This is a genomic window from Myroides albus (assembly GCF_009711045.1).
In the GTDB taxonomy this organism is placed as follows: Bacteria; Bacteroidota; Bacteroidia; order Flavobacteriales; family Flavobacteriaceae; genus Flavobacterium; species Flavobacterium album_A.
The window spans coordinates 150,410-171,237 of the sequence record NZ_WMJX01000001.1 but is presented as its reverse complement, the minus strand read 5'-3'; the positions used below and the strand labels follow the sequence as shown (position 1 = coordinate 171,237).

The 20,828-nt window shown below is 35.0% G+C and carries 16 protein-coding genes; 7 read left to right on the top strand and 9 right to left on the bottom strand.

Annotation, left to right across the window (positions count from 1 at the left end):
- Window positions 1-124: 124 nt before the first annotated feature.
- The 7 genes from GJV76_RS00715 (at window position 125) to GJV76_RS00685 (ending at window position 7,066) form a co-directional block, all read left to right on the top strand.
- Complete coding sequence (locus tag GJV76_RS00715) at window positions 125-1,630, top strand: DUF5074 domain-containing protein (protein WP_155090724.1); 1,506 nt, start codon at window positions 125-127, stop codon at window positions 1,628-1,630.
- Window positions 1,631-2,021: 391 nt separating this feature from the next.
- Window positions 2,022-2,585: a hypothetical protein gene (locus GJV76_RS00710; protein WP_155090723.1), complete on the top strand. Its 564-nt coding sequence runs from the start codon at window positions 2,022-2,024 to the stop codon at window positions 2,583-2,585.
- Window positions 2,586-2,591: 6 nt separating this feature from the next.
- Complete coding sequence (locus tag GJV76_RS00705) at window positions 2,592-3,071, top strand: cytochrome d ubiquinol oxidase subunit II (RefSeq protein ID WP_155090722.1); 480 nt, start codon at window positions 2,592-2,594, stop codon at window positions 3,069-3,071.
- Window positions 3,072-3,106: 35 nt separating this feature from the next.
- Window positions 3,107-3,349, top strand: coding sequence for a hypothetical protein (locus GJV76_RS00700; RefSeq protein ID WP_155090721.1), 243 nt, complete (start codon window positions 3,107-3,109; stop codon window positions 3,347-3,349).
- A 138-nt stretch (window positions 3,350-3,487) separates the two neighbouring features.
- On the top strand, window positions 3,488-5,548 hold the full coding sequence (gene metG / locus GJV76_RS00695) for a methionine--tRNA ligase (protein WP_155090720.1): 2,061 nt from the start codon (window positions 3,488-3,490) through the stop codon (window positions 5,546-5,548).
- 198 nt (window positions 5,549-5,746) lie between these two features.
- A complete protein-coding gene (locus tag GJV76_RS00690; protein WP_155090719.1) occupies window positions 5,747-6,352 on the top strand; it encodes a hypothetical protein in 606 nt (201 codons plus the stop codon).
- 15 nt (window positions 6,353-6,367) lie between these two features.
- Entirely contained in the window at window positions 6,368-7,066 is a 699-nt protein-coding gene (locus GJV76_RS00685) for a hypothetical protein (RefSeq protein WP_155090718.1), read from the top strand.
- A gap of 94 nt (window positions 7,067-7,160) precedes the next feature.
- Here GJV76_RS00685 and GJV76_RS00680 read toward each other — a convergent pair whose 3' ends face one another.
- The 9 genes from GJV76_RS00680 to GJV76_RS00640 all read right to left on the bottom strand — a co-directional run bounded on the left by GJV76_RS00680 (window position 7,161) and on the right by GJV76_RS00640 (window position 20,821).
- Window positions 7,161-8,111 carry an aldo/keto reductase gene (locus tag GJV76_RS00680; RefSeq protein WP_155090717.1) on the bottom strand — a complete coding sequence of 317 codons (951 nt, stop codon included), beginning with the start codon at window positions 8,109-8,111 and terminating at the stop codon, window positions 7,161-7,163.
- A gap of 90 nt (window positions 8,112-8,201) precedes the next feature.
- Window positions 8,202-10,976, bottom strand: coding sequence for a TonB-dependent receptor (locus GJV76_RS00675; RefSeq protein WP_155090716.1), 2,775 nt, complete (start codon window positions 10,974-10,976; stop codon window positions 8,202-8,204).
- A 118-nt stretch (window positions 10,977-11,094) separates the two neighbouring features.
- Entirely contained in the window at window positions 11,095-12,705 is a 1,611-nt protein-coding gene (gene pgi, locus GJV76_RS00670) for a glucose-6-phosphate isomerase (protein WP_155090715.1), read from the bottom strand.
- A 4-nt stretch (window positions 12,706-12,709) separates the two neighbouring features.
- On the bottom strand, window positions 12,710-13,957 hold the full coding sequence (locus GJV76_RS00665; RefSeq protein WP_230381470.1) for a M23 family metallopeptidase: 1,248 nt from the start codon (window positions 13,955-13,957) through the stop codon (window positions 12,710-12,712).
- 30 nt (window positions 13,958-13,987) lie between these two features.
- Entirely contained in the window at window positions 13,988-14,887 is a 900-nt protein-coding gene (locus GJV76_RS00660; protein ID WP_230381474.1) for a tryptophan 2,3-dioxygenase family protein, read from the bottom strand.
- An 18-nt stretch (window positions 14,888-14,905) separates the two neighbouring features.
- A complete protein-coding gene (locus GJV76_RS00655) occupies window positions 14,906-15,685 on the bottom strand; it encodes a DUF3108 domain-containing protein (RefSeq protein WP_155090713.1) in 780 nt (259 codons plus the stop codon).
- A gap of 260 nt (window positions 15,686-15,945) precedes the next feature.
- On the bottom strand, window positions 15,946-17,106 hold the full coding sequence (gene hppD / locus GJV76_RS00650) for a 4-hydroxyphenylpyruvate dioxygenase (RefSeq protein ID WP_155090712.1): 1,161 nt from the start codon (window positions 17,104-17,106) through the stop codon (window positions 15,946-15,948).
- Window positions 17,107-17,136: 30 nt separating this feature from the next.
- Window positions 17,137-18,303, bottom strand: a complete 1,167-nt coding sequence (locus GJV76_RS00645; RefSeq protein WP_155090711.1) for a homogentisate 1,2-dioxygenase — start codon at window positions 18,301-18,303, stop codon at window positions 17,137-17,139.
- A 280-nt stretch (window positions 18,304-18,583) separates the two neighbouring features.
- Complete coding sequence (locus GJV76_RS00640; RefSeq protein ID WP_155090710.1) at window positions 18,584-20,821, bottom strand: patatin-like phospholipase family protein; 2,238 nt, start codon at window positions 20,819-20,821, stop codon at window positions 18,584-18,586.
- Between the last annotated feature and the right edge of the window lie 7 nt (window positions 20,822-20,828).

Sequence of the window (20,828 nt, the reverse complement as noted above, 5' to 3'; positions counted from 1 at the left end):
TGCTTAAAAATACACATATTTATAGGATTGAACAGTACAATGAGTGTTTTCTCCTTTTTTTTTGCAATTCTTACTTGTTGAAGCTACATTTGTCACCAAAACTAAATAACTAAAACCACACCAAATGATTAAAATCCCCTATTTAAAAGCTTTTTCGTTGGGTTTATTAACCCTTTCTTTTGCTTGTTCAAGTGATGACACAGCAACGAAAAATGAAGACGGCTTTAAACTAATTCCTCAAGACGAAATTGTGCCATTAATACAACCTTCAGGATTTTATATTGCTAACGAAGATTGGTTTGGGCATGACGGTAGTAACGGAACATTAAACTTCATTGACAAGAATTACAAACCTTTCTATCGCGTTTTTAGAGAGGCGAATCCTGGTAAAAGATTTGGAGTGACAACACAATCTGCCACTACTTATGGAGACTACTACTACTTTGTGTCTAAACAGGGCAATAGACTTGTAGTAACTGACAAAGATCTCAAAGAAGTAAAATCCTTAACAGATATAGGAGGCGATGGTAGAGCCTTTGTAGGAGCTACTGCCAGTAAAGGCTATATCTCAACTTCAGGCGGAATAAGTATTTTTAACATCAATACCCTTGAAGTCGAAGGATCAATTGCTGGGATAGCAACAGAAACTGGAAATATGGCTGTTGCTAATGGATTACTTTTTGCCGTAACTAACAAAAAAGAATTACATATCATTGATGTAGAAACAGACAAACTATTAATTTCCCTACAAGATAATTATACTCAACTAACACTGGATAACAACGGAATACTGTGGTTAGGACACGATAAAGAAATCAAAAGATTAGACACAAAAACCATTGATAAGAATGACTTGGGTAATATAAACATGACAAGTTATGACTTAGGCATTTCTTCCATTAAGGGACAGTGGGGTGCGTGGAATGCTGGTTCTATGACTGTTTCAAATGACGGTGAATTTGTTTATTGGAATTCAAACGGTGGCTCGTGGAATGGTGGAAATAAGATAGCGCAATTAAACACTTCTACGGGAGTAGTTAACCCAGAGTTCTATGACTTAGGCCATGATTCAACGGAAGTAAAATTAGCTTTTTATGGCTCTTCAATGCGAATTGACCCACATACTGACAACCTTGTTTTGACAATCAAAAGAGAGAAATTCGGCTCAGCAGGATCGTATAACTGGGTGCGTATCATAAATCAACAGGGAGGTATCATACAAGACATCTTCCTAAGAGGAGGTACTGAGGAATCATCTTCTTACAATCCGGATGGTGGCTATTTTTGGTTTCCTTCACAAGTTTTATTTGAAGATAACAATGCTCCTCAGATTTTTACAAATCAAGTGATTTTAAAATCCAACAAAGAATTTGCTATCGCCTTGGATCAGTTCCTAATTGATCAAGATTCTCCTTGGGAACTAATCGAGAAAACAGCGAGTAACCTAAGTAATGACTTGGGAACAGTGCGTATTGAAAACAGAGAATTTACGGAAAATGGCAAAACAGTTACCAAAGAAAGCTTGGTTTTCACAACTAATACTAAGATAGGAAAAGCACATTTTACCTTAGAAGCCCTTTCGAATGGTAAAGTTGCTAAAAAAGACATTGAGGTTTGGGTTAGAGAATAATTTAAATCTTGCTAAAGTATCATAATGAGAGCACTGAATGAAATAGTCATTCAGTGCTCTTTTCTTTTTGGGTTAAACAAGTTTAACAATTCCCCGATAAAGATGGAAAAAGTGAAACACAATTTCAATTACACAAGCTTTTTCAATAACGGATAACCTAAGGCGGAAATACAAGCTACAAATAGACAGAAAAGATCAGATACTTAAACGGTGTGGATCATCCGTTCCGTTAGCAATTAACCTCAAACGTATACACTCCTAAGAATAGCAGTAATAAAGTTGGATACAGTCATTCTTCAACACCTAAAGCTAAAAGAACCAAGAACTTAAATAACACAAAGTTTTTAACACTCATATTAGTTTTTTTGTAATTTTGATTAAAATTTAAGATATGAAAATAAAATCTTTACTAACTGTATTTACCTTAGTTACGCTATTTACGCTTACTGCATGTAACAATAAAGACATTAGCTCATCGAGAGCCTTTGATACTATCGGGGCCTACCTAAATGAAAAGCCAGAATTTGAAAGCACTACATTAACGCTTGGCAAAAAAAAACTAAGAATGAGAAAAGACAGCCTTCAAATCGAACAATATAAAACGCTTGAAAAAGGTGGGTATTTAGAATTCGAAGATGAGAACTCAAAAAAGAAATGGTTATCTAAAGATAGTATTTGGAATGTAACCATAAAATTGGCAGAAAAAGCTCATCCTTATGTCATTGATCAAAAAAATGATAAGGTAACAGTAAAGACAATACTTTACACACTTGGGGATAGCAGTAACTTACAATTAAACAATAACAGTAAAAAATCTGCAACAGCTTCTGTTATGTTGAATAAGGAGTATACGCCATTTATAGCCTTAGCTAAAGATAAGAATCCCAACACTAAATTCATTACCAAAAAATTTAAACTACGCTATAGCGAGACTACTGGTTGGTCTGTAAACTAATATAAAATGGGAAAGAATATTACAATTCTCGCTTTGGTACAACTCATACTGTCCTATGTTTCAGCTGAACTCATGGGTAGGATGTCGTTCATTGGCAGGCAAGGCATTAACTTTGTTTATACCCAATATACCGTACTTAAAACTCCTTGGAAAACCGCTTTAATTATTTTTTCTATTCAATTAATATTGATTCTGATTCTTGCCATGTTTAAGTTTTTCACGGCGAGATATATTAGTATCACTGTTATAGTCTTTGCTTTATTAGCTGGTTTTGCTGGGGCTTATTATACATTCTTAGATCTTACAACAACATCTCACAAAACAATGGGGACAATGTTTCGCATTGGGAGTTATTTATTTTGGGGTAGTTGGACGATAACATGTTTATTCTTCATGTTTTTACGCAAAAAGAAACTGCCTTTGCATCAGCTCGATATTGTTAACGAAGAGCGAAAAGAAGAACAAGAAGAAAAGCCTACTAACTAATTTAGCTATATTGCAACAAACTCAAATTACAATACATGATGTCATACAAAAAATTACTTTTTATTGCCTCAGTATCTCTTGTGACTCTTTCGTGCAATGACAAAAAACAAGAGAGTGGAGATACAACTCAAACTAAAGAGCATTCTGTTAAGCAAGATGATAAAAAAGTTGAAATACCAATGCATGGAACAAGTGAAAACAGCTCTTCTTCGTCAAATAAACGATTTGAAGTAAGCAATGATATGAAACAAATGATCCAGCAAGAAAAGAATAAATAACACAAAAGATCTTCCTTACAGAAGATCTTTTTTATTTGCAAATGACGTGTTTAAAGCTAAATAAAATTCATTAATTCCATTCTGAATGCTTATTTTTGCATTCTTATTTAATTCGTTTGAGATTAACAGTAATGATATATGATACAAGATCCTAAAAGATATACGATTACAGCAGCATTACCCTATACAAATGGTCCTATCCATATTGGGCACTTAGCTGGTGTATATGTACCTGCTGATATTTATGCGAGATTTTTGCGACTGCAAGGAAAAGATGTCGCTTTTATATGTGGAAGTGATGAACATGGAGTAGCTATTTCTATGAAAGCGAAAAAAGAAGGAATTACTCCTCAACAAGTAATTGATAAATACAATGGTATTATCAAGCAGTCTTTTATCGATTTTGGTATTTCATTAGACAATTACTCTCGTACTTCATCTTCGATCCACCATCAAACAGCTTCTGAGTTCTTCAAGAAGTTATACAATGAAGGTAAATTCATAGAAGAAGTTACAGAACAATTATATGATGAGAAAGCTGATCAGTTCTTAGCTGACCGTTTCGTAACAGGTACTTGTCCTAAATGTGCTAATGAAGAGGCTTATGGAGATCAATGTGAAAAATGTGGTACTTCATTAAATGCGACAGATTTAATCAATCCTAAATCGACAATCACAGGAACCAAACCAGTCTTAAAGTCAACAAAACACTGGTTCTTACCATTAGACCAATACGATACATTCTTACGTGAGTGGATATTAGAAGGTCATAAAAATGACTGGAAACCTAATGTATACGGACAAGTAAAATCATGGTTAGAAGATGGATTAAAGCCTCGTGCTGTAACTCGTGATTTGGATTGGGGTATCCCTGTACCTGTAGAAGGTGCGGAAGGAAAAGTTCTTTATGTGTGGTTTGACGCTCCTATCGGATACATCTCTTCGACTAAAGAATGGGCTGCAAGAGAAGGCAAAGATTGGGAACCGTATTGGAAATCTGAAGATACGAAGTTAGTACACTTCATCGGTAAAGATAATATTGTATTCCACTGTGTGATATTCCCTGCGATGTTGAAAGCAGAAGGAAGCTATATCTTACCAGATAACGTACCTGCAAATGAGTTCTTAAACTTAGAAGGAAACAAACTATCTACGTCTAAAAACTGGGCAGTATGGCTACACGAGTACTTAGAAGACTTCCCAGGTAAACAAGATGTATTGCGTTATGCCTTGACATCTAATGCTCCTGAGACAAAAGACAACGACTTTACTTGGAAAGACTTCCAAGCAAGAAATAACAATGAGTTAGTAGCTATCTTCGGTAACTTTATTAACCGTGTGGTAGTATTAACAAACAAGTACTATGAAGGAGTAATTCCTCAACCGAATGAGTTCTCTGATGTAGATATTGCTACATTGACAGAATTAAGAGCTTATCCAAATGTTATCGAAAGTTCTGTAGAACGCTATAGATTCAGAGAGGCATTGTCAGAGATGATGAATGTAGCTCGTCTTGGTAATAAGTACTTAGCAGATGAAGAACCATGGAAACTAATCAAAGAGAACCCAGAAAGAGTAAAAACTCAAATGTATGTAGCTTTACAAATAGCTGCTGCACTAAGTACTTTAGCTGAACCGTTCTTACCATTCACTGCTAATAAACTGAAATCTATTCTAAAAATAGATACTCCTATTAAATGGGAGACTATTACTGAAGACAAGGTATTAATTCCTGCAGGACATACTATTGGACAGGCAGAATTACTGTTCGCTAAGATAGAAGATGAAGAAGTACAAAAACAGTTAGACCGATTAGAAGCTTCTAAAAAAGCAAATGCCGCTGCTGCAAAAACAGTAGAGCCTCAAAAAGACATAGCTGTCTATGAAGACTTTGCTAAATTAGACTTGAGAGTTGGTACCATTGTAGAAGCAGAAAAAATGCCTAAAGCAAATAAGCTTTTAGTATTAAAAGTAGATACTGGTATGGATGTTCGTACAATCGTATCAGGAATTGCAGAACACTTTAAACCTGAAGATATCATTGGCAAAAGAGTCACTGTATTAGCAAACCTTGCTCCACGAGCTTTAAGAGGCGTTGAAAGTGAAGGTATGATACTAATGACAGAAGACCAAGATGGTAAATTAGTATTCGTTAATCCTGACGAAGACAAGGTTCAAAACGGAGCAACAATCAATTAAAAGAATTTATTTCTAAATATAAAACGAACAACAATTTAAGTTGTTCGTTTTTTTTTATAAATTAAATTATAATAACTACTTTTAACTTCAATTAAATAAACTATATATACAAATTTAACATTGAAGTTTTTTAAATATATTTTCCTTCTTGCTGTAGGTGTATTTCTTTACTATTTATTAAAGGATACTGCACCTTTTATGTATAAAGTATACAAGGAGTTCTTTTCAACAGAATCAGCTATACCAACAGCTATAAAGAAAATGGTTACTTACAAAAAGTATGAAACGACAATTATTGCAAAAGGGAGAATAGAATCTGATATAACTGTATTTTCGTATCAACCAGAACAGGTTACTTTAAAACTGCAAACAGCTGATCAAGAGGTTTTCGAATATGTAACAGTTAGAGACGGTATAAATTACTATCAATTAGGAGATCAAGTAAACTTATATCGCGATACCAAAACAAGTAAGCAATATATATTCGATTATGATCAGCAAACTGACATACTAATACAACTCGCAGTTATTCAATTAGTTCTTTACTCTATTGGTAAAATGTCCACCTCGTTAAAAGGACGCTATGGAAGTCTTATAATTGTAGGTGTTCAATATATACTTAGACTTCCTACATTTACTTGTCTAATGCTTTTGTTAATATATCTCAATATCGATCTGGCCAATAGGGTAGAAAATGGAGATAGGATACCAATATATTTAGTTACATTCTTTGGAAGTATCCTATACATAGTCTTTATTATTAAGCTTTATCTCTATATCTCAGAAGCTAAAAAAGACAAATAAGCTCATTTCCTAAATATGAAAAAATATATTATCAAGAAGATTCCACTTATTGCGTTAGTTTTATTCTTAATCTTTGTACTATATCCCTATCGTCACTTTCCGATGGCATTTGTCAATATGATTTCTTCTTCAGAAATGCCATTAGGTAAGCATATCATAGCAATTACCTCTTATGACAAATTAAAAGGAACAGTACAAGATATAAAACAAAATAGGAGAGAGATTGAGAAACATATAGGTCTACTCAATGAGAAAGGGGAATACATAAAACACAAAGTAGATTCTAACGAATACGATTTCTACAAAACAGGCAAACAGATAACTTATTACCAAAATCCTTTCAGTCAAGAAACTTATGTCTTTGATTTGGAAACCCAAATATACCTGATAATTCAGATAGGTTTTGGATTGTTAGTTGTTTTTTTCTTAATGTCTAAACTCAGAAAGCTATTAAGTACGAAGTTTAAGTTTATTTATCTATTGTATATCTACTTATTTAAACCACTATTTTACACTCCTTTAGCTGCACTTATCATCTATACTAATATAACCCTTTATCAGTCTGTAACTGAAGAATCCATAGATTATCCCTTGAGTATCGTTATACATATCTTATCTGGTATCGCTTTGATAATCTATTTATATGATATGATCATACTTTTGTACTACTATACGAAAACTAAAAATAAAAGAATAATTAATTCACTTCAGTAGAATATTAGTTTTTAAGAGAATAATAAACAACAAAGGGACACAGTACGCATCCCTTTATTATTTTGCTATCCAATATGGTATTATTCGAAATCACCTAATATTCACTTGCTTTATCTAACAACACTAATTCATCACTTGTTAGCGCAATTTCTAATGCCTTAAACAAACTGTTCAATTGTTTATCAGAAGTAGCACTCACTATGGGAGTACTTATTGTTGGTTGATGTAATTGCCACGCAATCGCTATTTCTGCAATTGTTGCATTATGCTGCTTTGCTACATCCTCGCATTGAGCGATTATGCGAAGTCCCCTTTCATTGATATATCCCTTAACCATTTCTCCTCTCGAACTACCTTCAATATCTTTTAATGATTGGTACTTCCCACTTAAGAAGCCACTCGCTAAGGCAAAATAAGGCATTACAGCCAGCTTATCTTGTGTAACAAAGTCAATATACTCTTGCTCATACTTCTGGCGGTCATAAAGGTTATACAATGGCTGGAGCGCAATATACTCAGACCAGCCTTTATCTCTGGCAATAGAGTTACTACTTTGTATGCGGTCAACCTCCAAGTTAGATGCACCAAGATATCTAACTTTACCTGCTCTTACTAAGTCATTAAAAGCATTCATCGTCTCTTCAACACTTGTACCCAAATCATCGTGATGAGAGAAATACAAATCGATATAGTCTGTGTTTAATCTCTTTAGGGAAGCATCAACACCCTCTATGATCTGTTTTGTTGATAAACCACGTTCAACGCCTTTCATACTTCCTCCTACTTTAGTAGATAGCACAATGTCGTGACGACGTTTATTTTGCTTTAACCACTTACCTATTATAGTTTCTGATTCGCCTCCTGAATTTCCTGTTACCCAATGAGAATAATTATTTGCCGTATCTATGAATACCAAGTCATTATCAAAAAGCTGATCTAACATCCGAAATGATTCCCTTTCATCTAATGTCCAACCAAATACATTGCCCCCAAACGACAACCTTGGAACCATTAAGTCCGATTTACCTAATCTATATTTACTCATAATTTACTTATCATTTACCTCTCTAAATTACACAATAAAAAAAGGAGATCATTACTGACCTCCTTTTTTATGATATATTTTGTATAACTCTTAGAAGTTATAACGCAATGTAAAGTTCCAAGCTCTACCGTTTCCGAAGAAAACTTCGTTAGCAGTGTCAACACCTTTCCAGTTGTTACCTGTTGCTTTTGAATCACCTTCGTGAATATTAGTTCTTGAATAAGAAATATAAGTAGTATCAAATACGTTGTTTACGTTTACACGCATAGTAACGCTATTTTGTTTTTCTTTTCCTACTTCCATTTTATAAGATAATCCAGCATCAAATAAATTGAATGCAGGTAACTTAATAGATCCTTTATGTTTTGAAGTACCAAAGTCATTTGGATTAATAGCTGCATAGAATTTATCATTGTAACGGAAGTTACCATCTACTTTTAATCCTGGTAAAATTTCATAAGCTGCTCCTAAATTGAAGATAAACTGTGGTGCATCACCAACTTTAACACCATCTAAGTATAAAGTCTTGTTCATTGGAGCATTTGTATTTGGATCAAGAATTGGTTGATTAGTTCCCTCATCTAAGAAATCTGCAGAAACATTACCTTTATATTGCCAATCTCCCCAAGATAAAGATCCTGTAATATCTAAACGATCAATTGGATTATAAATAAAGTCAAGTTCCATTCCCACGTGTACTTGTTCAATTCCATAAAGGTTAGCATAACCTGGAGTCTGTACACCATCTTTTCCTACACCAAAGATATCTCTTTCAAATACACGTTGAATTCTATCTTTCCAAGATGTGCGGTATAAGTTAAGGTTAGCTCTGAAGTTATCAAGACGCAAACCATACCCTAACTCTAATCCAAAAATCTTTTCATTTTTCAAACTTGGGTTAATATCATTGCTATTATTGATATAAACACCATTGTTCATAAATGGCTGACGAGAGAAGTACCCAGAGTTAACGAACACATTGTGGTTCTCGTTAATATTGTAGTTAAAACCTCCTTTTACACTACCTCCTGAAAGACTTTTCCAAGAAGTTTTATATGTATCAGCACCTTCAGCTTCATTTCTATTATATCTCATATAGTCAATTCTTCTGAACCACTGATTTGAGATAGACCCTTGAACAAACACAGTTAAATTGTCTTTGCTGTACTCTACTTGACCAAATCCACCTAACCATTTAACGTTACCGTCATTGTCATAAGCAACTTTATCTCTTTTACTCCAATCAACCCAAGGATTAGCAGGAGCTTTACTGTTATAAGTAGAAGAAATAACTCTTTGTCCATCAGTTTTGTGTTCAACATCCACATACCCTTGTGCACCTAATAAATCATCTAAAACTTGGAAGTGGTATCCAACATAAGTACGAGCATCAACTCCAATATCAAAATTCCAATTCTCGTTAACTTTAGCGTTTAAGTTCATCACAGTTCCATACCAGTCATGTGAATTTACACTTGTACGACGAACAAAACCATTGTTTTTATCAGAATAATACTCTCCGTTGATACGCTTTTTATCAGCTCCAAAATCTGCTACATGCTTTCCTGAGTTCCAAGCAGCGATATCATCGAAACGAATATTACCGTACATGTCCTTAAACATTGCATCTCTTTGGCTTTTACCGTTGATTTTACCAATTGAACCATTTCCTCCTCCACGGCCCCAAGAACCATAAGCAACAGTATTCAAAGTAAAAATATCATTAATTTTATAATCCCAGTTTAATGAAGCTACTGGTTTGTTATAGAAGTTACGAGCCCAAGAATAACCTTCTCCATTATACGTTCCATAATCAGGATTATATCTTCTATTTGGCTTACCGTCTCCACTATACTTTAAGTAATCTTCAATTGTTGGGTTAGTACTTCTTTGATTGTGCCATTGATTTGCACCTGTAAAAGTAAACTGTACATTGTGTTTACTATCTTTTGATCTATACCCTAAACCTAAGAAATAAGCAACACTTTCGAAATCTGTCCCTTGAACATAACCATCACCTCTTGTATAAGACATCAAGATAGAAGCAGACAATCCGTTATCTAAAATTCCTGTATTATACGAAGCTGATCCTTTGAAATAGTTATCATTACCGATACCAGCAGATAATGAACCTCCTTCTTTCATATCAGACGTTTTTGTCAAGATATTCATTGTACCTCCTACAGAAGAAATAGCAATTTTAGAAGATCCTAATCCACGTTGTACTTGTACTGCTGAAGCCACATCTTGAGCACCAGCCCAGTTAGACCAATACACAGAACCACCTTCCATATCGTTAACAGGCATACCATTAACTAATACAGCAACGTTCTTTTGGTCAAATCCACGGATATTAATTTTAGAATCTCCAAATCCTCCTCCTCCTTGAGAAGCATACACTGATGGAGTAGTGTTTAAAATTTCAGGAAACTCTTGAGAACCAAGTTTTTCTTGAATAACAGAAGCTTTAATTGTAGAAACAGCTACTGGTGTCTTACGGTCTTTTGCTACGTCAGCAACTCCCATAATAACAATGTCCTCAAGCATATTTTCATCTGCGTTTAGAACAATTGTTCCCAAGTTAATTTTATTGTCAGCCCCAACTTTAAAAGGTACTGTTTTTGTTTTAAATCCAATGAAAGAGATCGTAATCTCACCACTGTCTTTTGAAACATTTAGTTCAAAATCTCCATCCATTCCTGTCGATGTACCATTTTGACTACCTTTAACTAATACTGTAGAACCTGGTAAACCTTGTTTAAACTCATGGTCTACTACAATACCTGTTACTTTGTTTTGTGAAAGTGCAGATGCTGATGCGAGTACAACTACGCAAGATAGCATCCAGTTCTTCAAATTTTTCATTGTAAAAGTGTAAGTGATAAATTATTTTTTTCGCAACAAATGTACAAAAACATATAACCTTAATGTTATGTAGACATTAATTTTAACTTTTTACTTCTATTTAGAAAAATTCTAAATCCTAATTCGATAAATAATAGTTGATTAAGAAGCTTGTAGAACAGTCGTGCTCACTGACTTTTTTTGACTTTATCTCCTCCTGAATATTCTTTGCTAAAACTTTTCCATACTCCACGCCAAATTGATCAAAGCTAAAAATGTTCCAAATAATTCCCTGAACAAAAGTCTTGTGTTCATACATTGCAATAATCTGACCTAAAGTTTCAGGGGTCAACTGTTCAAACAAAAAGGTATTTGTTGGCTTATTTCCTTCAAAATCTCTGAAATTCCTCAACATTTCTAATTCGCCTTCTTGCCTTTTTCGACCGCGCTTCCCTTTTAACAAAGCTTCAGTTTGTCCAAAAAAATTAGACATCAATATATCGTGGTTTGTCTTGTCCTTGTCGTGAAATGGTTTTATAAATCCAATAAAGTCAATAGGAACAACCTTCGTACCCTGATGAAATAATTGGAAAAATGCGTGTTGGGCTGTAGCTCCAACTTCTCCCCATATCAAAGTACCTGTTTGATAATTTACAGGCTGACCTTCTCTGGTTTTATCCTTGCCATTGCTCTCCATGATCATCTGCTGTAAGTGAGCAGGCAGACTGCGTAGTAAACTGCTATAAGGCACAATAGCTTCAGTCTCGTATTGATAGAAATTATTATACCATACACTAAGCAATGCCAGAATAACAGGAATATTTTGATCAAAATCAGACTGTCTAAAGTGCGTATCCATTTGATAAGCCCCCTTCAACAATCGCTCATAATTGTCATACCCTAAAGCCAAAGAAATAGAAATACCTACTGAGCTCCATAAAGAAAATCTTCCCCCAATAAAATCCCACATAGGGAAAATATTAGTTTCTTTAATACCAAAAGCAATCGCTTCTTGATTGGCAGAAGTTACAGCAACAAAGTGCTGTTCAACACTCCCTATAATATTTGAATCTAACCAAGCTTTGACATGCTTAGCATTTTCAATTGTTTCTTGCGTAGTAAATGTTTTAGATACAACCAAAACCAAAGTAGTTTCAGCATTTAGTTTTGCCAATAGAGGAAACAAATAATCATCATCTATATTCGATACAAAGTGAACGTTGAGCTGATTACTATAATTATCCAATGCCTCGACAACCATCTTTGGCCCCAAATCAGATCCACCTATACCGATATTTATAACATCTGTTATTGCCTTACCTGTAGCTCCAAGATACCTGCCTGAAATGACATCATTCGAAAATAACTTTATCTTTTCTCTTGTCTTGTAAACCTCTTTTGAAACATCCTCTCCGTCGACAAAAATAGGTTGCTGAGAAAAATCTCTTGATACAGTATGAAGAACCGCCCTATCTTCAGTTACATTAATCTTATCACCCGTAAACAGAGCCTCTATAGACTGTTTTAAATCTACTTCATTAGCTAAATCCAGCAGCAACTTCATTGTTTCTGCAGTCACCTTATTCTTTGAATAATCTAACAACAATGAATTCCATTTTACATGAAAGTCATTAACTCTATCAGCATTTTCAGCAAACAAATGCTGCATCTGTACAAATTCCATCGATTTAAAATGCTCACTTAACTTCTTCCAAGCATCTGTTCTTGATGGATTAACACTTTTCAACATGTAACTACTCTTGTAAAAATTTTGTTTGTATAACCTTATCTAATTCTGCTTTCAAAGGTACGATATGTTCTTTAAATGACGGTATATCTTTTTTATCCATTGGTTCAGAATTAGGTAAAACTTGTGAAAGTGGATCTACTTGCACGCCATTTTTCCAAAATCTATAACAAACGTGAGGGCCTGTTGCTAAACCAGTACTACCAACTAAACCAATTGTTTGCCCTTGGTCAACATACTGACCAACTTTCACTAAAATCTTTGACATGTGTAGATACTGTGTTGAATATGTTCCGTTATGTCTAACTTTTACATAATTTCCATTCCCAGCAGTATAACCAGCTCTTTCAACTACTCCTGAAGCAGTTGACATAATAGGTGTTCCTGTAGGAGCCGCATAATCAGTACCATTGTGAGATTTCCATCTTTTTTGTACGGGGTGAAAACGATTCTTAGTATATCGCGATGTTATTCTAAAGAATTTCAAAGGAGCTTTCAAGAACATACTCTTCATTGGACGACCTTCTTCATCGTAATAATCAGTACTCTTAGCACCAGATCGTTTATATGGGAATGAATATAAATCCTTACCTCTGTAATTAAAGTACGCAGCATCAATTTTTGAAATACCAACATACACAGTATCATTGATATACTTTTCCTCAATCGTAACAGCAAATCGATCATCTGGTTGCAACTTAAAAAAGTCAATCGACCATGCAAAAATCTGCGACATTCGCGTTGCCAAAGATTGATCCACACCCTCCTTCTGAAGACTCATTGATAGAGACCCTTCAATAGTTGACGCTATAGTTCTTCGTTTTATCGTAACAGGATAAGTGATTGTATATGCAGTAATAGAATCGCGCAAATCTATCACTTGATATCCAGCAATACTCGGATGGTATATAAATGCAGCTAACTTCTCTGGATCATTTTTATACTTCACTAAAGAATAAGGCTGTCCTACACGCATACCACGCACATTAATCGTATCTTTTACTTTAGTTACGATATTGTGAACTTCAGTAGCTCCAATATTATTCTCTCCAAATATCTTTCCAAGGTTATCTCCACTGCGAATCGTATCATCGACAACTTCAAAATCCTTTAAACTAAATCCATATAATTCAGCGACTACTTCATCAATATGTTCCGAATTATCACTCTCCTCAATTATAACATCATTATTATTATTCTCTTTACAAGCATAAAGAGATAAAACCATCAAAAAACCACAAAAAACTCGCTTCAAACCCTATCTTTTTTTCAACTTAACTTTTACTTACTTTCCCCAATTCTCAATTTCCTCAGAAGACCAAAGTTCTGGAAAGAAAATTCGCTTTTGGTATTGAGGCAACATATACTTCTTCCAATCGCTTCCTCCCGTTGCTTCAGAGGTACCTTCTGGTCCTTCCAAATACTTTAAAGCAGCATTATAATGACCCATTACCCAAGTAATATTAACTGTCCTATCATAATACCTCATCGCCTCAATCAAAGAAGGGGTATCTCTTACTTCTTGAGGCAATTCAACAAATTTCTGCCATAAATTTGTTTTTTCATAATCTTTCATGGCATTAATGAAAACTTTTTTGTACTTATTTTCAAACTCAGCTAACAAATATGACTTTTTACCTGTCTTATAGTCTTTACCGGCTGCCTGCCAATACATCAATTCTAACGCATCCTCCTCTGAAATATTTTGACTTAGTGTACTTTTAAAGCGAAAATCAATCAAATTTCTCCAATCCGTAGAGCCAAACTCTATTAAACGGTACTGAGCACTCTGAAATCCACTTGCTGGAGTTAGTGTCGTTCGAAATTGCATATACTGATTTCGATCCATACCATCCCCCATGATATCAAAAGAGGAAGTAAGCATATCAAAATAACGTGTGATACGCTGTAAACGCTCGACAAAAAAATCAGCTGTTATGTTTTCTTGACTCCCCACTTGATCAATCTCCCATAAAATCATTTTGAACAAAAGTTCATTTATTTGATGATACAGGATAAAGACCATTTCGTCTTTCACAGTAGTTCGTTGTGTTTGCAGGGACAACAGAGAATCAACTTGAATATAGTCCCAATAGGTAAGCGGCTTAGCATATACCAGACCTTCTAAATGCGTATCTAAATTCTGATTAATAGCACCAAACTTATCCTTTAGCGCATCTAACATTTTATCGTGTTCCATAAACTATTTACCTATAACTTCCAACTTCGACACTAAACCACTAAACTCTTCCAAATCTGCTTTCAAAGACCCTACTGCTAAACTGGCTTTAATTCGCAAAGGCACTTTATTATTGTCAGCCGAAACCCATACTGTCAAACTTTCCTTTTCCTTAAAAACGCGACCTGCCATAACGTAAGGTCTAAACTTTAGTGTTTTTATTTTTCCAAAATTAGTCTTTAAAGTCTCCTCTCCTAAATATTTCAACTTAAATCGAAATACCTCCCCATCAAAGAACATATCAATTTCTACTGATTCATTCTTTTTCAGTTCATTCAACTTGGGATATTTTCTCAAATAGTAAAATGCAGAAACAATATCCTGTACGTTTTTCACGATAGGATAAGTATTCTCCTTAGACTTTTCGTAGTCTTTCACTAAAACTTTATTGGATTTGTAATCAAAAAAACCTTCTTGATCCTTCGTATATCCTCCTTCGTCAATTTTTCGAACAAAGCGATGTGGGATCACTTTATCGCGTTCAAAATAACTTTGATAATCATCATATACTTTAAAAAACATCTTTGGCACTCCAGTAGTATAGCCAATTCCTTGTGCATGAAATACAGGAACACCATTCTGAACGGTCTCTGTTAATTTCAATGTTGCAATACCCGCATTCAAAATTCCATAGCTGATACGAAACTTCAAAAACTCACCGGCGTCAAATGCCTTTACATTTTTCTGAGCTGCAACACTTCCAATTTGGAAGAAGATTACAAGAAGAAGAAATAGTTTTTTCATAGTTGATTCTAATTTTATTCAAAAATAGCAAACAAAAAAACCCAGCCAAATAAATGACTGAGTTTTTATGCTATTAACCAACCAAAAAACTATAAATTATGAAAAATTTATTACACTCAAATAAAGCTTATGACGACCTTATTTTTGCGAGTGCAAATGTATAACTTTTTCATTAGCAAGTCAACTCATAATTAGCTTTAACTTACATTTAACTTAATAGTTCTCAAATGTTGGTTTTTTAAGTTTTAATTAACTGAATTTTAAAGGGTTCCTCGCTTTTCTTGCTCCCTTTCAATTGATTCAAATAACGCCTTAAAGTTACCAGCACCAAAACCGCGGGCACCCATTCTTTGGATTATTTCAAAAAACAATGTCGGTCTATCTTCTACAGGTTTTGTAAATATTTGCAATAGATAACCTTCCTCATCAGCATCAATCATTATGCCTAACTTCTGCAATTCTTTAATATCTTCTTTCATCATGTCCATGTGAACACCTAAGCGATTGGGAATCATATCGTAGTAAGATTGCGGTGGAGCTGATAAAAATTCAACACCTCTACGCTTCATAGCAGCAACTGTCTTGATAATATCATCTGTAGCTACAGCAATATGTTGTACCCCCGCCCCATTATAGAAGTCAAGATACTCCTCGACTTGAGATTTTTTCATTCCCTCTGCAGGTTCATTAATTGGAAACTTAATCCTTCCATTTCCATTCGACATTACTTTACTCATCAGTGCAGAGTACTCAGTATTAATTTGTTTGTCATCAAAAGACAAGAAGTTTACAAACCCCATGACATCCTCATACCACTTTACCCAAGTATTCATTTGGTTCCAACCAACATTTCCCACCATGTGATCGACATATTTTAATCCTACTGGTTCAGGGTTATAATCTGTTTCCCACTTTACAAAACCAGGCAAAAATACACCATTGTAGTTCTTGCGTTCTACAAACATATGAACCGTTTCTCCGTATGTATATATACCCGCTCTAACGGTTTCACCAAATTCATCCTTCTCTACGATTGGCTCCAAATAAGATTTCGCACCACGGCTTGTTGTTTCCTCATAAGCTTTACGCGCATCTTCAACCCACAAAGCCACGACTTTTACACCATCTCCATGTTGTACAATATGATTATTCAATTCAGATTCTGCAGTCAACGGAGTAGTCAAAACAATGCGTATTTTATCCTGTACTAATACATAAGATGCTCTATCTCTCACTCCCGTTTCCAATCCTGCATAAGCTAAAGACTGAAAACCAAAAGCGGTTTTATAAAAATGGGCTGCTTGTTTCGCATTCCCAACAATAAATTCAACGTAATCTGTTCCTAACAATGGCAAAAAATCTTGAGCTCCCTCAAATATTTTTTCCAAGCCAAATTCTACAGACTTGACTTCTTTACTCATAATTTATAGTTTTTTAAGTTGTTGTTTTTCTTAATTTTCTGGATCTAACCAAGACTGGTAATATTGCTCATCAGCAATCTTCATCGCTTCTTCTGTTACCATCAATGGCTTAAATGTATCAACCATCACGGCTAACTCTTCCGTGCTAACTTTACCAATAGATCGCTCTGCCGCACCAGGGTGTGGTCCATGAGGGATTCCGGCAGGATGAAGTGAAATATGTCCCGCAGCAATATCATTTCTACTCATAAAATCACCATCTACATAATAGAGAACTTCATCACTATCTATGTTTGAATGATTATATGGTGCAGGTATCGCTTCTGGATGATAGTCATATAGTCTTGGCACAAATGAACAAATTACAAAGGCATCGGTTTCGAATGTTTGATGCACAGGAGGTGGTTGGTGAATCCTCCCTGTAATAGGTTCAAAATCGTGAATAGAAAAAGCATATGGATAATTATAACCATCATATCCCACGACATCAAATGGATGTGTAGCATAGATCATATCAAATATCTCATCTTGTTTGCGTACCTTAATCAAGAAATCACCTTTTTCATCGTGTGTTTCAAGTTTATCTGGTCTGCGAATATCGCGTTCACAAAAAGGTGAATGTTCAAGTAGTTGTCCAAACCAATTGCGGTATCTTTTCGGTGTGTAAATAGGCCTACGCGACTCGACAATAAACAATCTATTGTCCTGCGTATCAAAGTCCATTTTATAAATTATTCCACGGGGAATTAATAGGTAATCTCCGTATTCAAATTTTAAGTTACCCAACATGGTGCGCAACGTTCCCGTGCCACGATGAACAAAGATTAACTCATCTGAATCCGTATTTTTATAAAAGTAATCCTCAGTTGATTTCTTAGGAGCAGCCAAAACAATGGTACAGTCGCTATTGGTCAAGACAGCTTTACGGCTTTCTAAAAAATCATCCTCCGGTCGAACTTCAAACCCTCTAAAACGATAAGATTGAATATTATTTGATTTGGCTACTTTTGGCGCAACACTATACTGCCCCAAAATCTTCTTTACCTGTGTAGGTCGGTGTACATGGTACATATTGGTAGACATTCCGTCAAATCCAATGGTACCGAATAATTGTTCGTAGTACAAGTCCCCATTCTCTTTTCGGAAAATGGTGTGACGTTTAGGGGGAACTTTCCCTAATTGATGATATAAAGGCATACTTATTTATATTTTTTGGTTGGTAATAGATAATATAAAAGTAATGTTACCTCATTCAGGATTTCTCTTGATGAGGAACTTTAAATAAGCCAATAAACCGTCCCATTGTATTTTCATAATATCACAAATATCGAAATAATTTTATCTTATGCAAATTTTTATCCAAATATTATTTCACATACCACAATTTTAATACCTCAACATTAACTATATCACAAAAAAGGGGCACTTGGTAAAACCAAATGCCCCGAAAATTATAATTTCATCATTGAATCTTCTTCTAAAACCAAAAACCAACGGCAAATACTGTGTAAGTTCGACCCGTATCAGGCGAATACGTAAATTTTGCTTCGATTGGTCCCAAAACGGTTTGCATACCATATCCTACAGCATATCCAGAGTATTTAATCTTCGAAAACCAATTCGAAGTTGAAAAAATATCTTCTCCTGCATTAGCGTAGTTTGCTGAAAAATTGATGTGGTGCTTTTTAAAAATTTCATAATCTAACTGTATGGTACCAGCAATAAATGAATCTCCTCCAATCCCCAACAAATCATATCCATAGAATGGAATCAAATTATCGCGATCTGCAAAACCATAGCCTCCCAAAGCATATCCAAATCCAAAGCTCGGTAGATTTCCGATTACTGCACCTAATCTTGATTTTAAATCAATCGCTAATTTGTCCGTTATGCGCGTTGCATACCCTACTTGACCAGTTATAGTAGAAAAGTTCTTAAAATTATCTCTAAAATCACTGGAAAGGAAGAAATTCCTATACTCTCCCTTCAACAGAAAACCGCTGCGAGGAAAATACATATTGTCATAGGTATCAACTAAGACATTTACAAAACCTCCCAAATAATGACTCGCGTCAAAACGCGCATCTTCTTGCCTTAAGGTCTTACTCTTTATATCTAAATATCTATGCTCAAATCCAACGCTTAACAAATACTTTTGTTGATAAAAAGTCTGAAAGTACAACCTGTTTTCAAGATCTGCATAATCGACATTGAACTTACTTGGAGCACCATCTATATCAAGATCCCCGCCTGTTGCTTCTACCATCATGCTATAAGGTAAATCTCGACTAAACTTATTGTACTTTGAATTGATTCCAACACTCCAATAAAAACCGTTATCGACAAAATAATTAAAATTATATCGCACATTATCGCCAAGAGCTAAATCAATCGAGGCAACGTCACTTTTCAAGAATAGCTTCTTCTGTGTAACATTTACTAATGCAGCTGCTTTATACAAAGCGTCATAATGCACCCCTAATTTTAAATAGCGATTCACCGGATTCTCTACAAGATCCATATCTAAGTCATCTCCTTCTCCAGTAGTACTGCGATTAAACTTATAGGAAATGCTACTGAAGTTTTCTGTTCCGTTCAATTGTGTAATCCCCTTGTCTAACTGATCAAAAGAAACTTTGCTAAATGGCTTAAAACCAAGCTTACCGTGAACATAACGCTGAGTGTACTTGCTTAAACCATCAATATTAATATCTTTTATATTCAGAGAGTCAGTGTATTTCTCAACATAGTGATTCTCCTTTACTTTTGGAGTACCACCTATCGCTCTAAGTTCATCTATCACCTTTTCTGTCGCTTCCTCTCCTCTTTTAATAATCACCTCACCGGAGTCAAAAGATACCACAGAATACCCTACAATATCAGGTTTAATATAAATATTCGTAAAAGGCTTTTTAGCGTTCATTTGGTTGATTGTCGAGAAATTTGAAATCTGCAATAACAAATCTGGAGCGCCTTCCATCTCTTCACTCGTTTTCAAACCATCTTGCACATCAACCCCGATAATAACCTCAGCCCCCATCTTCTTAAGCTCGTGAAGTGGGTAGTTATTAACAACTCCTCCGTCAATTAAAAATCGACCGTCGATCTCTACTGGCGCAAATAATGAAGGAAAAGCACCACTGGCCAAAATAGCTTGGGGCAGATACCCTTTATCTAATACAACCGCCTCCCCTGTCTCAGCATCTGTAGCAATACATAAAAACGGGGTCTTTAATTCGCTAAAATCTCTTATATGACGGACATGTGCCAACAACTTATTCATCAAGTTATAATTGTACATCCCACGTGATAAAGCTTTTGGAAAACCTATTTTAAAATTGTTAAATGGCAGCGTCAAAGCGTATATTTCGTCATTCTTCTTTTCATAGAATGACTTGGAAATACGAGGAATATAATCCTTTATAAGAGCCGACACATCAATTGAGTTAAAAATGGAATCCAGCTCCGAAGAAGTATACCCTGCAGCATAAAGTCCTCCAACAATTGCACCCATACTCGTACCTGCAACATAGTCTACCTTTATCCCTTCTCTTTCCAAAACTTTCAACACCCCAATATGTGCTAACCCTTTCGCACCTCCTCCACTTAAAACAAGTCCTATTTTAGGCTTGTGATTTGTCAACGTATCATTCTGGGCTTTAACTCCTGCGGAACCCAACAGAAAAAGTAAAACAAATAGGTATATTTTTTTCATATATTGC

Bases quoted from the DNA above. Each gene is read 5' to 3' on its own strand.
- GJV76_RS00660 (WP_230381474.1), bottom strand. From the start codon at position 14,887: ATGTTAGATGCGCTAAAGGATAAGTTTGGTGCTATTAATCAGAATTTA.
- metG (WP_155090720.1), top strand. From the start codon at position 3,488: ATGATACAAGATCCTAAAAGATATACGATTACAGCAGCATTACCCTAT.
- GJV76_RS00710 (WP_155090723.1), top strand. From the start codon at position 2,022: ATGAAAATAAAATCTTTACTAACTGTATTTACCTTAGTTACGCTATTT.
- GJV76_RS00655 (WP_155090713.1), bottom strand. From the start codon at position 15,685: ATGAAAAAACTATTTCTTCTTCTTGTAATCTTCTTCCAAATTGGAAGT.
- GJV76_RS00715 (WP_155090724.1), top strand. From the start codon at position 125: ATGATTAAAATCCCCTATTTAAAAGCTTTTTCGTTGGGTTTATTAACC.
- GJV76_RS00705 (WP_155090722.1), top strand. From the start codon at position 2,592: ATGGGAAAGAATATTACAATTCTCGCTTTGGTACAACTCATACTGTCC.
- GJV76_RS00690 (WP_155090719.1), top strand. From the start codon at position 5,747: ATGTATAAAGTATACAAGGAGTTCTTTTCAACAGAATCAGCTATACCA.
- GJV76_RS00645 (WP_155090711.1), bottom strand. From the start codon at position 18,303: ATGCCTTTATATCATCAATTAGGGAAAGTTCCCCCTAAACGTCACACC.
- pgi (WP_155090715.1), bottom strand. From the start codon at position 12,705: ATGTTGAAAAGTGTTAATCCATCAAGAACAGATGCTTGGAAGAAGTTA.
- GJV76_RS00675 (WP_155090716.1), bottom strand. From the start codon at position 10,976: ATGAAAAATTTGAAGAACTGGATGCTATCTTGCGTAGTTGTACTCGCA.
- GJV76_RS00685 (WP_155090718.1), top strand. From the start codon at position 6,368: ATGAAAAAATATATTATCAAGAAGATTCCACTTATTGCGTTAGTTTTA.
- GJV76_RS00640 (WP_155090710.1), bottom strand. From the start codon at position 20,821: ATGAAAAAAATATACCTATTTGTTTTACTTTTTCTGTTGGGTTCCGCA.
- hppD (WP_155090712.1), bottom strand. From the start codon at position 17,106: ATGAGTAAAGAAGTCAAGTCTGTAGAATTTGGCTTGGAAAAAATATTT.
- GJV76_RS00680 (WP_155090717.1), bottom strand. From the start codon at position 8,111: ATGAGTAAATATAGATTAGGTAAATCGGACTTAATGGTTCCAAGGTTG.
- GJV76_RS00700 (WP_155090721.1), top strand. From the start codon at position 3,107: ATGATGTCATACAAAAAATTACTTTTTATTGCCTCAGTATCTCTTGTG.